Origin of the sequence: Synechococcus sp. HK05, assembly GCF_019104765.1 — a bacterium.
Classification (GTDB): domain Bacteria; phylum Cyanobacteriota; class Cyanobacteriia; order PCC-6307; family Cyanobiaceae; genus Vulcanococcus.
In genome coordinates, this window is sequence record NZ_JAHRXJ010000008.1 from 1 (window position 1) to 12,190 (window position 12,190).

13 protein-coding genes, 1 tRNA gene and 1 pseudogene are annotated in these 12,190 nt (G+C 64.1%); 9 read left to right on the forward strand and 6 right to left on the reverse strand.

Annotation, left to right across the window (positions count from 1 at the left end; genetic code table 11):
- Nucleotides 1–236 precede the first annotated feature (236 nt).
- Nucleotides 237–1,688 (forward strand): glycoside hydrolase 100 family protein, encoded by a 1,452-nt coding sequence (locus KUL97_RS06670; RefSeq protein WP_217796208.1) that lies wholly within the window; start codon nucleotides 237–239, stop codon nucleotides 1,686–1,688.
- Nucleotides 1,689–1,766: 78 nt separating this feature from the next.
- On the opposite strand, the gene petD is transcribed toward KUL97_RS06670, so the two are convergent.
- Both petD and petB read right to left on the reverse strand, forming a co-directional pair.
- Nucleotides 1,767–2,249: a cytochrome b6-f complex subunit IV gene (gene petD, locus KUL97_RS06675; RefSeq protein ID WP_010304803.1), complete on the reverse strand. Its 483-nt coding sequence runs from the start codon at nucleotides 2,247–2,249 to the stop codon at nucleotides 1,767–1,769.
- A gap of 122 nt (nucleotides 2,250–2,371) precedes the next feature.
- Nucleotides 2,372–3,052 (reverse strand): cytochrome b6, encoded by a 681-nt coding sequence (gene petB, locus KUL97_RS06680; RefSeq protein ID WP_010304807.1) that lies wholly within the window; start codon nucleotides 3,050–3,052, stop codon nucleotides 2,372–2,374.
- Between the two features lie 77 nt (nucleotides 3,053–3,129).
- Here petB and ctpZ point away from each other — a divergent pair, with 77 nt between their 5' ends.
- From ctpZ to minC, 3 genes are read left to right on the forward strand one after another with little or no spacing between them, the layout of a single operon-like run.
- Nucleotides 3,130–4,353: a carboxyl-terminal processing protease CtpZ gene (gene ctpZ, locus KUL97_RS06685; protein ID WP_217796209.1), complete on the forward strand. Its 1,224-nt coding sequence runs from the start codon at nucleotides 3,130–3,132 to the stop codon at nucleotides 4,351–4,353.
- Nucleotides 4,353–5,615, forward strand: a complete 1,263-nt coding sequence (locus KUL97_RS06690) for an HD domain-containing protein (RefSeq protein ID WP_217796210.1) — start codon at nucleotides 4,353–4,355, stop codon at nucleotides 5,613–5,615. The genes ctpZ and KUL97_RS06690 overlap by 1 nt, the downstream gene beginning before the upstream one ends.
- A gap of 10 nt (nucleotides 5,616–5,625) precedes the next feature.
- Entirely contained in the window at nucleotides 5,626–6,291 is a 666-nt protein-coding gene (minC, locus tag KUL97_RS06695; protein WP_217796211.1) for a septum site-determining protein MinC, read from the forward strand.
- On the opposite strand, the gene KUL97_RS06700 is transcribed toward minC, so the two are convergent.
- From KUL97_RS06700 to KUL97_RS06710, 3 genes are read right to left on the reverse strand one after another with little or no spacing between them, the layout of a single operon-like run.
- Entirely contained in the window at nucleotides 6,281–6,883 is a 603-nt protein-coding gene (locus KUL97_RS06700; protein ID WP_217796212.1) for a chromate transporter, read from the reverse strand. The two genes, minC and KUL97_RS06700, sit on opposite strands and share 11 nt — an antisense overlap.
- Nucleotides 6,880–7,434, reverse strand: a complete 555-nt coding sequence (locus KUL97_RS06705) for a chromate transporter (protein ID WP_217796213.1) — start codon at nucleotides 7,432–7,434, stop codon at nucleotides 6,880–6,882. Before KUL97_RS06705 ends, KUL97_RS06700 begins: the two co-directional genes overlap by 4 nt.
- Nucleotides 7,434–8,432, reverse strand: a complete 999-nt coding sequence (locus KUL97_RS06710; RefSeq protein WP_217796214.1) for a phosphatidylserine/phosphatidylglycerophosphate/cardiolipin synthase family protein — start codon at nucleotides 8,430–8,432, stop codon at nucleotides 7,434–7,436. Before KUL97_RS06710 ends, KUL97_RS06705 begins: the two co-directional genes overlap by 1 nt.
- A gap of 111 nt (nucleotides 8,433–8,543) precedes the next feature.
- Between KUL97_RS06710 and minD the strand changes: the two genes are divergently transcribed.
- The 5 genes from minD (at nucleotide 8,544) to KUL97_RS06735 (ending at nucleotide 11,801) form a co-directional block, all read left to right on the forward strand.
- Nucleotides 8,544–9,368 (forward strand): septum site-determining protein MinD, encoded by an 825-nt coding sequence (gene minD / locus KUL97_RS06715; RefSeq protein ID WP_217796215.1) that lies wholly within the window; start codon nucleotides 8,544–8,546, stop codon nucleotides 9,366–9,368.
- A 4-nt stretch (nucleotides 9,369–9,372) separates the two neighbouring features.
- On the forward strand, nucleotides 9,373–9,702 hold the full coding sequence (gene minE, locus KUL97_RS06720; RefSeq protein ID WP_217796216.1) for a cell division topological specificity factor MinE: 330 nt from the start codon (nucleotides 9,373–9,375) through the stop codon (nucleotides 9,700–9,702).
- A gap of 34 nt (nucleotides 9,703–9,736) precedes the next feature.
- Nucleotides 9,737–9,940, forward strand: coding sequence for a response regulator transcription factor (locus tag KUL97_RS06725; protein WP_217796217.1), 204 nt, complete (start codon nucleotides 9,737–9,739; stop codon nucleotides 9,938–9,940).
- 27 nt (nucleotides 9,941–9,967) lie between these two features.
- Nucleotides 9,968–10,039: transfer RNA gene (locus tag KUL97_RS06730), tRNA-Thr, on the forward strand.
- 67 nt (nucleotides 10,040–10,106) lie between these two features.
- The gene (locus tag KUL97_RS06735; RefSeq protein WP_254896289.1) at nucleotides 10,107–11,801 is read left to right on the forward strand and encodes a DUF2079 domain-containing protein; all 1,695 of its coding nucleotides are present in this window, start codon (nucleotides 10,107–10,109) and stop codon (nucleotides 11,799–11,801) included.
- A gap of 58 nt (nucleotides 11,802–11,859) precedes the next feature.
- Here the strand turns inward: KUL97_RS06735 and KUL97_RS06740 are convergent.
- Nucleotides 11,860–12,190 (reverse strand): annotated as a pseudogene (locus tag KUL97_RS06740) (photosystem II D2 protein (photosystem q(a) protein)); the annotation flags it as partial.

The following is a 12,190-nucleotide window of genomic DNA, read 5'->3' on the forward strand; positions in this document are numbered from 1 at the left end:
CTACATCACCGAGTGTCTCGGCTTTCAGTTCCGCGTGGCCTCTCGGCCACCCGTTGAACCTACAACACCGATTGCTCGGGGTTTTCGGTTCCTGCGGCGTTCGCCTCTCGGCTCCCGCGCAGTCCAAAACCATAACACCTGCTGCCGGGATGGTGTCAACCCCTACAGCAGGGGATGACGAGACCGCTTGCCATTTCTAGGGTTTAGGGAAGTCAGGCCCTGAGGCTGGAGGTCGAATGGCCAGGCAGTTCAGCCAAGAACGCCTACGGGTACGCCCCAGCTCCCGTGAGGAAGCGGTGGTGAGCGCTGCGCACGAGCACTTTGAGCGCACCCTGATCCGCATCCGTGGCGAGCTGGTGGGATCGATGGCAGCCCTCAGCCACCCCGGCGGGAAGGATCACGCCCTCAACTACGACGAGGTGTTCCTGCGGGACAACGTGCCCGTGATGCTGCTCCTACTGGTGCAAGGACGCTTCGCCATCGTGCGGAACTTCCTGGAAACCTGCCTGGAACTCCAGAGCAGCGCTTATCAGACCCGCGGCGTGTTCCCCACCAGCTTTGTAGAGCAGAACGGTGAGCTGGTGGCCGACTACGGCCAACGGTCCATTGGGCGGATCACCTCGGTGGACGCCAGCCTGTGGTGGCCAGTGCTGTGTTGGCTCTACGTGAGGCGCAGCCGCGACTGGGACTTCGGATCCAGTCAACGGGTGCAGCGGGGGGTGCAGCTCTTACTGGATCTGGTGCTGCACCCCACCTTCGAAGGCACGCCGGTGCTGTTTGTTCCGGACTGCGCCTTCATGATTGATCGCCCCATGGATGTGTGGGGAGCACCTCTCGAGGTCGAGGTGTTGCTCTACGGCTGCCTCAGCAGTTGTTGCCAGCTGATGGCCCTGGCCCAGAAAAGCCACAACAGCCGGCTCCTGGAGCAACGCCTGGTGCTCACCCGCGAGTGGAAGCACGACCTGCGGCGCTATCTGCTCAAGCACTACTGGGTGACGAGCAAAACCATGCAGGTGCTGCGGCGGCGGCCGACGGAGCAATACGGAGAAACCCAGGCCCTCAATGAATTCAATGTGCAGCCGCAGGTGATTCCCCCCTGGCTGCAGGACTGGCTGGAAAACCGAGGCGGCTACCTGATCGGCAACATGCGCACTGGCCGACCCGACTTTCGCTTCTACAGCCTGGGCAATTGCCTGGCCTGCCTGTTTGAACTGATTACCGCCCCCCAGCAACGGGCGCTGTTTCGGTTGGTGTTGCACAACCGAGAACACCTGATGGCGCAGATGCCGATGCGGATCTGCCATCCACCGCTGGAAGGGGACGAGTGGAGCGAAAAAACCGGCTCCGATCCCAAGAACTGGCCCTGGAGCTACCACAACGGTGGCCACTGGCCCAGCCTGCTCTGGTACCTGGGCGGCGCCCTGTTGCTGCACGAGCAGCGCTACCCCCAGGCCGATGTGCTGCTGATGGGGCAGATGCGGGCGATGCTGGAGGAGTGCTACTGGATGCAGCTCAACCAGCTGCCCCGCCAGCAATGGGCTGAATACTTCGATGGCCCTACCGGAACCTGGGTGGGCCAGCAGGCCCGTACCTACCAGACCTGGACCATCGTGGGCTTCCTGCTCCTGCATCATCTGCTGCGGGTGAACCCCAGCGATGCCGCCTTGCTGGACATCAACCGTGACTGACCGCCGCTGAGCAGGCATTAAAAAACCCCAGCCGTAGCTGGGGTTTTGAGATCAAGGGATGAACCCGGTGAGCTCGAATCAGAACAGGCCCAGGGTGAGGGACTTGTCGATGGGCAGAGCAGCACCGATGCCGAGATAGATGGTGAACACGGTGCCAAACAGGAAGGCAGCCATGGCCACGGGACGGCGGAAGGGGTTCTGGAACTTGTTGAAGCTCTCGATGAAGGGGATGAGCATCAGACCGAGGGGGATCATGGTCTGAAGGGCGATACCCAGCAGCTTGTTGGGAACAACCCGCAGGATCTGGAAGACCGGGTAGAGGTACCACTCGGGAAGGATTTCCAGAGGAGTAGCGAAGGGATCAGCTTTGTCACCCAGCATGGCCGGATCGAGGACAGCCAAGCCCACCAAGCAGGCGAGGGTGCCCAGGATCACCACCGGGAAGATGTAGAGCAGGTCGTTGGGCCAGGCCGGCTCGCCGTAATAGTTGTGACCCATGCCCTTGGCCAGCTTGGCCCGCAGCTTGGGATCGCTCAGATCAGGCTTCTTGAGGACGTGCATGGAAGTGACCGGTGAAGTGGCCGTGTTGAAGGAAGGCTAAGAGCCTTGAATGAGCCGCCGCAGCGACAGGGAGACCATGACCCGGGATCGCAACAATGCGAAACCCGGGCCGAGGCAACAGATCAGAGGGGACCGGAGATGCCCTGCTTCCGGATCATCAGGAAGTGGATGAGCATGAACACGGCCAGAAGCCAAGGCATCACGAAGGTGTGCAGGCTGTAGAAGCGCGTGAGGGTGGCCTGGCCAACGCTCTCACCACCGCGGAGCAGTTCCACCATGAAGTCGCCCACCACAGGCACGGCAGCAGGAACGCCGGACACGATCTTCACGGCCCAGTAACCCACCTGGTCCCAGGGAAGGGAGTAACCCGTCACACCGAACGACACGGTGATCACGGCCATGGTGACGCCGGTGATCCAGGTGAGCTCACGGGGGCGCTTGAAGCCACCGGTGAGGTACACGCGGAACACGTGGAGGATCAGCATCAGCACCATCATCGAGGCGCTCCAGCGGTGCACGGAGCGGATCAGCCAGCCGAAGCTGACGTCGGTCATGAGGTACTGCACCGAGGCATAGGCCTCAGCCACGGTTGGCTTGTAATAGAAGGTCATCGCGAAACCGGTCGCGAACTGGACCAGGAAGCAGACCAGGGTGATGCCGCCCAGGCAATAGAAGATGTTGACGTGGGGCGGCACGTACTTCGACGCGACGTCGTCGACGATCTCCTGGATGTCCAGGCGCTCGTTGAACCAGTCGTAGACGGGCGATGACTTTCCGCCGGAGGCGGGCGATGAATTCGCCATGCAGCGAGAGGGTTTGGTTGGCAGAGTCTACCGATCACCTCCGGGGGCCCGTGAGCGCTGCACAGCCTGTGACACCGATGGCTCAGCGCATCCGCCAACGGGCGTGGGCCCTGCTCTGCAGCCTTCTGCTGCTGAGCTGGAATGCTGCTCCTGCCTGGGCTCTGAACGACGGCCAACAGCTCGTCGTGGAGAGCTGGCGGCTCGTGAACCAGAGCTACGTGGATCCCGATCGCTTCGACACGATCCACTGGAAACGGCTCCGCCAGAAGGCGCTGGAGCGTTCCATCCAAAGCAGCGCCGATGCCTACGACGCCATTGATTGGATGCTCGCCCCCATCGGCGACCCTTACACCCGCCTGTTGCGACCCAGCGATTTCACGGCGCTCAAGGCCAGCACCCAGGGGAGCGTGAGCGGCGTGGGCCTGCAATTGGGGATCCGCCAGGACGACACGACCGTGGTGGTGATCGCTCCGCTGGAGGGATCACCCGCCGCCGAAGCCGGGATCGTGAGCGGCACCGAACTGGTGCGGGTGGATGGCACCGCCACGGCAGAGCTGGGACTGGAGAGCACCGCGGCGCGGCTACGTGGGACAGAAGGAACGACTGTTCTGCTGGAGATCAAGCCGCCTGAGGGCCGGGCGCGGGAGGTGGAGCTGCAGCGCAGGCGGGTGGATCTGCTGCCCGTGCGCCAGCGACTGATCGAGCATGACGGCCACCGGTTGGGCTACCTGCGCATCACCCAGTTCGCCGAACCGGTGCCGCAGCAGGTGGCCTCCGCCCTGAACGCCCTGCAAGAGCAAGGCATCGAAGGACTGGTGTTGGATCTGCGCAACAACTCCGGCGGCCTAGTGAGCGCCGGGTTGGCCGTAGCGGATCAACTGCTCGATGGCGCTCCGATCGTGGAGACCCGCAACCGCGACGGATTCAGTGATCCCCAGCAGGCCAACCGCGGACTGGTGTACGGCGGCCCGATGCTCACCCTGGTGAACGGGGGCACCGCTAGCGCCAGCGAGATCCTGGCCGGAGCCTTGCAGGACGATGAACGCTCCCCGCTGCTCGGTAGCCGCACCTTCGGGAAAGGCTTGATCCAAACCTTGATTGGCTTGGGGGGCGACGGCAGCGGCCTGGCGGTGACCGTGGCCCGCTACGTGACCCCCAGCGGCCGAGATATCCAGAACCTGGGCATTGAGCCGGATCAGCGGCTACCCGAGCCCGAACCGCTCGACCCCGGAGGCACGGGGGATGCCTGGCTCAGCCAGGCGCTTGATCAACTGCAACGGCAGCTGGAGCCAACACTCTGATGGGATCGCGCACCTATCACGACCCCCTGCATGGAGCGATTCGCCTCGATCGCGCGCAGCCGGCGGAAGCCCTGGCCATTGCCCTGATCGATACCCCCCCGTTTCAGCGCTTGCGCCGCATCCGCCAACTGGGGCCGGCCTACCTCACCTTTCATGGGGCCGAATCCAGCCGCTTCACCCATTCGCTCGGGGTGCTGGATCTGGCGCGACGGGCCCTGCGGGAATTGAGCCGGTTTCGGCCCGAACTCGAGCAACACGCCGGGCTGCTCTATGCCGCAGCCCTCCTGCACGACGTTGGCCACGGCCCCCTCAGCCACTCCGGCGAGGAGATGTATGGACTGCACCACGAGGCCTGGTCGGCGCGGCTGATCCGCGAGCACCCGAGCCTGCGGGAGCCGTTGGAGCACTACGCCCCTGGCACCGCCGAGGCCGTGGCGGATCTGCTGGAGCACGGCCGCTCCCCCTGCCCGGCGATCAAAGCACTGGTGAGCAGCCAGCTGGATTGCGACCGGCTCGATTACCTGCTGCGCGACAGCTACAGCACCGGCACCCGCTACGGCCAACTGGATCTCGAGCGGATCCTTTCCAGCCTCACGCTGGCGCCTGACGGCAGCCTGGCCTTGCACCCCAAAGGCTTGATGGCGGTTGAGCACTACTTGGTGGTGCGCAACCTGATGTACAGAAGCGTGTACAACCACCGGCTGAACGTGGTGTGCAACTGGCTCCTGAGCCGCTGCATCGCCGTGGCCCGCCAACTGGGGCCGGAGCAGGTGTGGGCCGATGGGGTGATGCAGCGCTGGCTCTGGCATGCCGATGCCCTCAACCTCCACGACTTTCTGGGCAATGACGACCACCGCACCGGTTACCACCTGCAGCGCTGGAAAGAGGAGGGGCCGAGCGAACTGCAGGTGCTCTGCCAACGCGTGCTGGATCGCCGGCTGCTCAAAGCCAGTGATGTGAGCCGGCTCAGCCGCGAGCGGCGCCTGGAGCTGCTGGCCCTCGCCCAGCGCCTGAGTGAGCAGGCCGGGCTGCAAGGCGATCTGTGCTGCGGCCTGCAAAGCCAACGCAACCGCGGGTATCACCCCTATCGCGGCGGGCTGCGGCTCTGGGATGGCCAGCACCTCACCGCCCTGGAGCAGCGTTCAAGCCTGGTGAGCAGCCTGAGCACCCCCACCGAAAGCGCCTGGCTGATTCATCCCCCCGAGGTGACCGCCCCCCTGCGGCAGCAGCTGGCCCTGGAAGCCGGCGAAGAAGCTTCTTAAGTTGCTGGCTATGCAAGCCGGCCCCCACCACCTGGAGCTGATGCCCCAGGCCCTCAGCACCGCCTCACCGCTGGAGGAGGTAGTCGCCTGGCTCAACCGCGAGAGCACGCCCGGCAGCCTTTGGCTCCACTGCAACGACCGGGTGCTCACGCTTCCCGACTTGCAGAGCATTCAGCAACGGCTGCGCGAAGCCGACATGGAGCTGGTGGGGGTGCAGGCGACCACAGCCCTCGGGCTGGTGGCCGCCGCATCACAGGGACTGGACACTGGCTTGACGCGAGCCAGAGCCAAACCGGAGGCTTCACCTGGCGAACCCCCAGCGCTCACCATCCATCGCGGCACCCTGCGATCGGGCGACCATCTCGAGGTGGAGGGATCTCTGCTGGTGCTCGGTGATGTGAATCCAGGAGCGCGGGTGAGTGCCGGCGGGGATGTGCGGGTCTGGGGTCGCCTGCGTGGCGTCGCCCACGCCGGCAGCAAAGGCGATGGCACAGCCCGAATCGTGGCACTGCAGCTGCGGCCGCTGCAGCTGCGGATCGCGGCAGCCGTCGCTCGTGGCCCCGAGGATCAACCGCCTCCAGGCTTCTGTGAACAGGCTGTGCTGCGCGGCGGAGCGATCGCGATCGAACCGGCCGAGCCGCAGTGGCCCGTTCAGGCAGAACGCGTCAGCGATTAACCAGTCCCAGTGCTCCCATCAGGCCAGCGATGGCCATGAACCAGAGCGGTGAAATCTTGGTGCGCAGCATCAGCACACACACCACCAGCGACACCGCATAGGCGGGCATGTCGTGATCGGAAATGCGCAGGATCTTCAGGCCCACCGCAAACAGGATGCCCAGGGTGATCGGCCCCAGCCCGCGCTCAAACGCCACCCGCCAGGGGCTGTGGCGCAGGCGATTCCAGCTGAGCGCCGCCACCACCATCAGCAGGGTGGACGGCAACAGGATGGAGATCTCCGCCATCAATCCGGTTAACACTCCCCAGAGGGGGCCTTCCTGAACAGCCGCTCCCATCCCCAGCAGGCCCACGATCATTGAGCTGGGACCCGGCGCTGCCTCAGCGATGGCATAGATCTCCGCAAACTGGCGGGAGCTGAGCCAGCAGTACTGATCCACCGCCATGTGGTGGTATTCGTTCAGCAGGGTGTTGCCGCCCCCCAGCGAAAACAGCGACAGACGCAGAAAGTCGCCGATCACAGCGAACAGCTCCCGCCAATCACCCAGCTGCACGGCCTGGCAAGCGGCTGTTGCCGCAACGCTCGCGCTCATGGCGTCTCCTGCCGGGGCCAGTACCAGGCCATCGCCAACGGCCCGGCCACCAACACCAGGGGCACCAACCGCACATGAAACACGGTCATGGCGATGAAACTGGCGCCGGCCAACACCATCGCCACGGGATCGCGGGCGTAGGCCCCGGCGATCTTGAAGCCCATCGACAGGGCCATGCCAGCGGAGGCTGTGATCACCCCGGCCAGCACCCGATCCACGGCCAGGGTGGCGTGCAGGTAGTAGTAGCCAAGGCCCAGCAACATCAACAAGCTGAACGGCAGCAGCAGGATGCCCAGTAGGGCTGCGATCGCACCGGTGAATCCGCGGAAGCGGCTGCCGATATACACCGCCATGTTGATCTGATTGGGCCCAGGGAAGAGACGCGCCACCGTGAGGCCGGTGATGAATTCTTCCTTCCCCATCCACTGGCGCTCTTCCACCACGATGCGCTCACTCCAGGCGGAGAGCCCCCCACCGAAGGAGGAGAGGGCCACTTGCTGCATCCCCAAAAACAACTGCAGATGGGTGGGCCTTTGGGCGTCTTCAGCCATCAGTTGTGGACAAAGTGGGGATCGGGCGCGAGTTCACCGTGCTCGTGATAGCTGGGATCGAGCGGGTCAGGAGCGCTGTATTTCTTCGCAGCCTCCCAGTCGGCCTCGAAGGTGGTAGCCAAACGACGAATCACCTTGGGGCAATCGATTTCGATCCCGAGCTCACGGCGCACATCGAAGGCGCTGCGATCGATATTCATCGATCCAGTCATCGCTGATTGGCCATCCACCAGGATCAACTTGGCATGCAATTTGAGCTGTTTCTGGCGGCGAATCTTCACGCCAAACAGCTCCATCACCCGCAGGGAGCTGAAGGTGTCGTACACATCCCAATCGCTGAGGCCATGCTTGCCGCCGCAGAGCACCCGCACCTTCACGCCGCGCTCCCGCGCCGCCACAATCCGCTCGAGGATCACGGCATCCACGAATTTTGGGTGCTGAATCCAGAGGGTCTTGCGGGCGGCATCGATCACGCGGGCCATCTGACCGCGGCTGTGGGCATTGCTCCACACCAGCCCCACATCGAGACGCGGTTCAAAAAAGCTGCGATGCCAATCCGCCTCAAAGCCAGCGCGCACCTGTTCGATCACCACCGGGTCGTGGCTGATCACGCCGTAGTCGCGGGTTTCAGTGAAGTATTTCTCCGAGAGGTTGAACGTGGCGATCAAGGCGGCATGGCCGTCGATCACGATCGATTTCTCGTGGGTCACCGGGAAGCATTCGCTGGTCCACACCACCTCGATGCCGTGGCTCTGAAGGAGCGCGAAGGCTTCATCGTTCCAGCGATCGCCGCCGGAGGTGTGGGGATTGAGCATCACCCGCACCCGGACGCCGCGCTCGCGGGCACGGAAGAGCGCTTGCTCGATCTGCTCACTCTGCAGCTTGAACTGTTTGAGCAGCAGTTCCTCGCGGGCCTGATCAAGCAGCTCCACCACCGCGGCGCCGCCGTCGTCGGGCATCACAAGCAGACGCTGCTGACCGCTAAGGGCGGCGACCATGACTCAGATCTGGACGTAGGCCTGTTCTAAAGGGCGTCCCAAGCCTTTGCCCAGTAGGAGCGACACCAAGCCAAGCCGGGAAATGGCCTTAACCTGCCTCGATTCCAGACCATGCCCGTGACCACCTCGGGGAGCCGCTCCATCCTGATTTGCTCAGGCAAGGGGGGCGTGGGGAAAACCACGCTCACCGCCAACCTGGGCATCGCCCTGGCCCGCCAAGGCATGCGCACCGCCGTGCTCGATGCCGACTTCGGCTTGCGCAACCTCGACTTGCTGCTGGGGCTTGAGAACCGGATTGTGTACACAGCCCAGGAAGTGCTAGCCGGCAACTGCCGCCTGGATCAAGCCCTGGTGAAGCACAAGCTCGAACCCAACCTGGCGCTGCTGCCGGCGGGCAATCCACGCATGCTCGAGTGGCTCAAGCCCGAAGACATGCAAACGATTGTGGGCATGCTGCGCGAGAGCTTCGACATCGTGCTGATCGACTGCCCCGCCGGCATCGAAGACGGCTTCAAGAACGCCGCTGGCGCAGCGGAAGAGGCGATCGTGATCACCACTCCGGAAGTGTCCGCCGTGCGGGACGCTGACCGGGTGATCGGCCTACTCAACACCCGCGGGATCAAGCCGATTCAGCTGGTGCTCAACCGGGTGCGGCCCAAGATGATGGCCAACCAGGAGATGCTCGCCGTCGACGACGTGACCGACATCCTGGCCCTGCCGCTGCTGGGGCTGGTGCTGGAAGACGAACAGGTGATTGTGAGCACCAACCGCGGCGAACCACTCACGCTCAACGGCAGCAGCTCCCCTGCCGCTCAGGCCTACAACAACATCGCTCGGCGCGTCTGCGGGGAAGACGTGCCCCTGATCGATCCCGCCAAGGTGCGGCGCGGCCTGCGGGCCAAGCTCGGCCGCCTGATGCAAACCAAGATCTTCTGAGCCGATGACCCTGCGCGATTTCATCAACAAGCTGCTCGGTCGTCAGCCCGCCAGCGCCACCACCGCCAAGCAACGGCTGCAGCTGGTGCTCGCCCACGACCGCAGCGACCTCAACCCCGAGCTGCTCGAGCAGATGCGGCGCGAGATCCTCGAGGTGGTGAGCCGCTACGTGGAGATCGACATTGAGGAAGGCGACGTGAGCCTGGAAACGGAAGACCGCGTGACCGCCCTGGTGGCCAATCTGCCAATCCGGCGCACCAAGTCTCTGCCCGTTCAAGAGCAGCCCGAGGAGGAGGGGGAAAGCGATCCGGTGTGGACCGCCAGCCAGGCCTGAGGGGAATGCTCAGGGCATCGCGCCCACAACCGCCATGCCCTCCCACATCCTGGCCGCCGTGACCCCGGCCGAAGATCAGGTGCTGCAGCAGCTGCTAAAGGGCCGCAACAACCGTTCCATTGCCGCGGCGTTGGTGCTGAGCCCCCGCACCGTGGAGAACCACATCTCCCGCCTGCTGGCCAAAACCGGCTGTCAAAGCCGCACCCAACTGCTGCTCTGGGCTCTGGCCGAGCGATAAGCTCCTCGCCGGAGGAACACCTCCGTTGCCGGCTTAGCTCAGTGGTAGAGCAGCGCTTTTGTAAAGCGAAGGCCATCGGTTCAAATCCGTTAGCCGGCTTGAAGGGATAGGGCGTTTCAGCCACCAGGCGGAATCCTGGAGAATCGGCTGGATTCGCCCCTCCGCCTTGAAGCCCACGCGGACGCCCTTCCCTCTCCAGCGGCGTGAGCCCCAGCGCAGCGTGCTGATGGCCGCTGGGCTGTTTCTCCTGATCGGCCTGCTCCTGCAGGGCTGGCGGCTCTGGAGCCTGAACGCCACCTACGACCAGGGCCTGTTTCTGCAGGAGATCTGGAACGGCCATCTGGGGAAACCGTTTGAAAGCACCCTCGCCTCCGAACTCTCCACGCCGGTGCTGGTGAACCGCGAGGCACTGCCCACCTTGGGGTATTACCACCTCGGGCAGCACTTCACGCCGTTGTTGATGCTCTGGCTGCCCCTGGTGCTGCTGCTGGGGGTGTGGAGCCTGCCGCTGATCCAGGTGGGTTTGCTCACGGCCGGTGGGTTGGTGCTTCACCAGCTGGCCAAGGAAGATCTGGAGCCGCGCCTCGCTAACTGGATCGCCATCAGTTACTTCTGCGCGGGGATCGTGATCGGCCCAACGCTCGAGAACTTCCACGATCTCTGCGCCATCCCGCTGCTGAGCTTCAGCCTGTTGCTTGGGATTCGGCGCAGGAATCCCTGGCTGTATGGCGTCCCAGCGCTGCTGCTGCCGCTGGTGCGGGAAGACGTAGGGCTGCTGAGCTTCAGCTTCGGCCTCTGGATGCTGGTACGCCAGCGGCAGGCCTGGCGCTGGGCCGGACTGGGGCTGTGCCTCTACTCAGCGCTGATGGTGGTCACGATCACCAATCACGTGATGCCGCTGTTCGGCAGCGAAGTGTCGGTGCGGTTCATGGATGAACGCTTCGGCCAATTTCTGGCGGCTCAAAACGGGCGGGGCTCCACACTGGATGCCCTGAAGGCGATGGTGAGCCAACCGCTGCTGCTGCTGCAGGAGCTGGTGCAACCCATCGGCCCCACGTTCAAATTCCTGATCACCCTCTGGCTGCCCCTGGCCTTTCTGCCGGCGGCTGGCGTGGATGGCTGGCTGCTGATGGCAGGTCCGCTGTTCGTGGCGCTGAGCTCCCAGGGGGGCAATGCCCTGGCGGTGAATCTGCGCTTTGTGCTGTATCTGGTGCCGGGGGTATTCGCCGGCGGCATCCTCTGGTGGGCCCAGCATCCGGCGCTATTTCATGAGCGTTGGCTGAAGCGGCTGTGGCGCACGGCTCTTGTGCTGTCGGTGCTGTTCACGATCACCGGCAACCCGCACCGCAGCCTCTCGGCGCTGATCCCCGACAGCGTGCAGCCGTGGGTGTACATCTCCCCTTGGCGACAACTGCAACGGGGCGCCGAAACCCGTGAGCTTCTGCGCACCATTCCTCAGGACGCCAGTGTTGCTGCCGAAACCCACCTCGTGCCTCTCTTGGCCGAGCGGCGTGTGCTGCTGCGCTTTCCGGAAAACAGCGCCTACACCGATGAACAACAACAGGAACGGCCTGCCGAGTGGATCGTGAGCCAGCCGGGTTTCAACGCTGATTACGCCCCAGCGTTCCGCCGCAACGGCGCCTGGGTTCGCCGCAGCCAGGAGAAGACTCAGGCTCTGCTGGCCAGTGGGAACTACCGCGTGCACCGCTGCAATCAACGCGGCATCGTGCTGCGCCACCTGAGCGCTGCGGCTGATCCCAAGGGTGAGCCCAGCGCCGAAGCGGGAGCCAGCTGCGTGGGTCAGCAGTTTGAGAAGGCCCGTGCTCAGATGCAGCGCGAAGGCGACGCCTCAAAGCGTTAAACGCAAACAAAAAGCCCCCTTGCGGGGGCTGAGTGAAACGGATCGAACCAGGGAACGATCAGAGAGCGTTACCGCGGGGCAGAACCTCTTCAGGGAAGACGAAGTTTTCGTGCGGCTGGTCAGCCGGTGCCATCCAGGCACGCAGACCTTCATTCAGAAGAATGTTCTTCGTGTAGAAGGTCTCGAACTCGGGGTCCTCAGCGGCGCGGATTTCCTGCGACACGAAGTCGTAGGCACGCAGGTTGAGAGCCAGGCCGATGATGCCGATGGAGCTGGTCCACAGACCCATCACCGGCACAAACAGCATGAAGAAGTGCAGCCAGCGCTTGTTGGAGAAGGCGATCCCGAAGATCTGGCTCCAGAAGCGGTTGGCGGTGACCATCGAATAG

What these genes read in the sequence shown, in the direction of transcription:
- petD (WP_010304803.1), bottom strand. Translation starts at nt 2,249, where the DNA reads ATGCACGTCCTCAAGAAGCCTGATCTGAGCGATCCCAAGCTGCGGGCC.
- minC (WP_217796211.1), top strand. Translation starts at nt 5,626, where the DNA reads ATGCAAGCCGGCCCCCACCACCTGGAGCTGATGCCCCAGGCCCTCAGC.
- KUL97_RS06670 (WP_217796208.1), top strand. Translation starts at nt 237, where the DNA reads ATGGCCAGGCAGTTCAGCCAAGAACGCCTACGGGTACGCCCCAGCTCC.
- minE (WP_217796216.1), top strand. Translation starts at nt 9,373, where the DNA reads ATGACCCTGCGCGATTTCATCAACAAGCTGCTCGGTCGTCAGCCCGCC.
- KUL97_RS06700 (WP_217796212.1), bottom strand. Translation starts at nt 6,883, where the DNA reads ATGAGCGCGAGCGTTGCGGCAACAGCCGCTTGCCAGGCCGTGCAGCTG.
- ctpZ (WP_217796209.1), top strand. Translation starts at nt 3,130, where the DNA reads ATGGCTCAGCGCATCCGCCAACGGGCGTGGGCCCTGCTCTGCAGCCTT.
- petB (WP_010304807.1), bottom strand. Translation starts at nt 3,052, where the DNA reads ATGGCGAATTCATCGCCCGCCTCCGGCGGAAAGTCATCGCCCGTCTAC.
- KUL97_RS06725 (WP_217796217.1), top strand. Translation starts at nt 9,737, where the DNA reads ATGCCCTCCCACATCCTGGCCGCCGTGACCCCGGCCGAAGATCAGGTG.
- KUL97_RS06690 (WP_217796210.1), top strand. Translation starts at nt 4,353, where the DNA reads ATGGGATCGCGCACCTATCACGACCCCCTGCATGGAGCGATTCGCCTC.
- minD (WP_217796215.1), top strand. Translation starts at nt 8,544, where the DNA reads ATGCCCGTGACCACCTCGGGGAGCCGCTCCATCCTGATTTGCTCAGGC.
- KUL97_RS06705 (WP_217796213.1), bottom strand. Translation starts at nt 7,434, where the DNA reads ATGGCTGAAGACGCCCAAAGGCCCACCCATCTGCAGTTGTTTTTGGGG.
- KUL97_RS06710 (WP_217796214.1), bottom strand. Translation starts at nt 8,432, where the DNA reads ATGGTCGCCGCCCTTAGCGGTCAGCAGCGTCTGCTTGTGATGCCCGAC.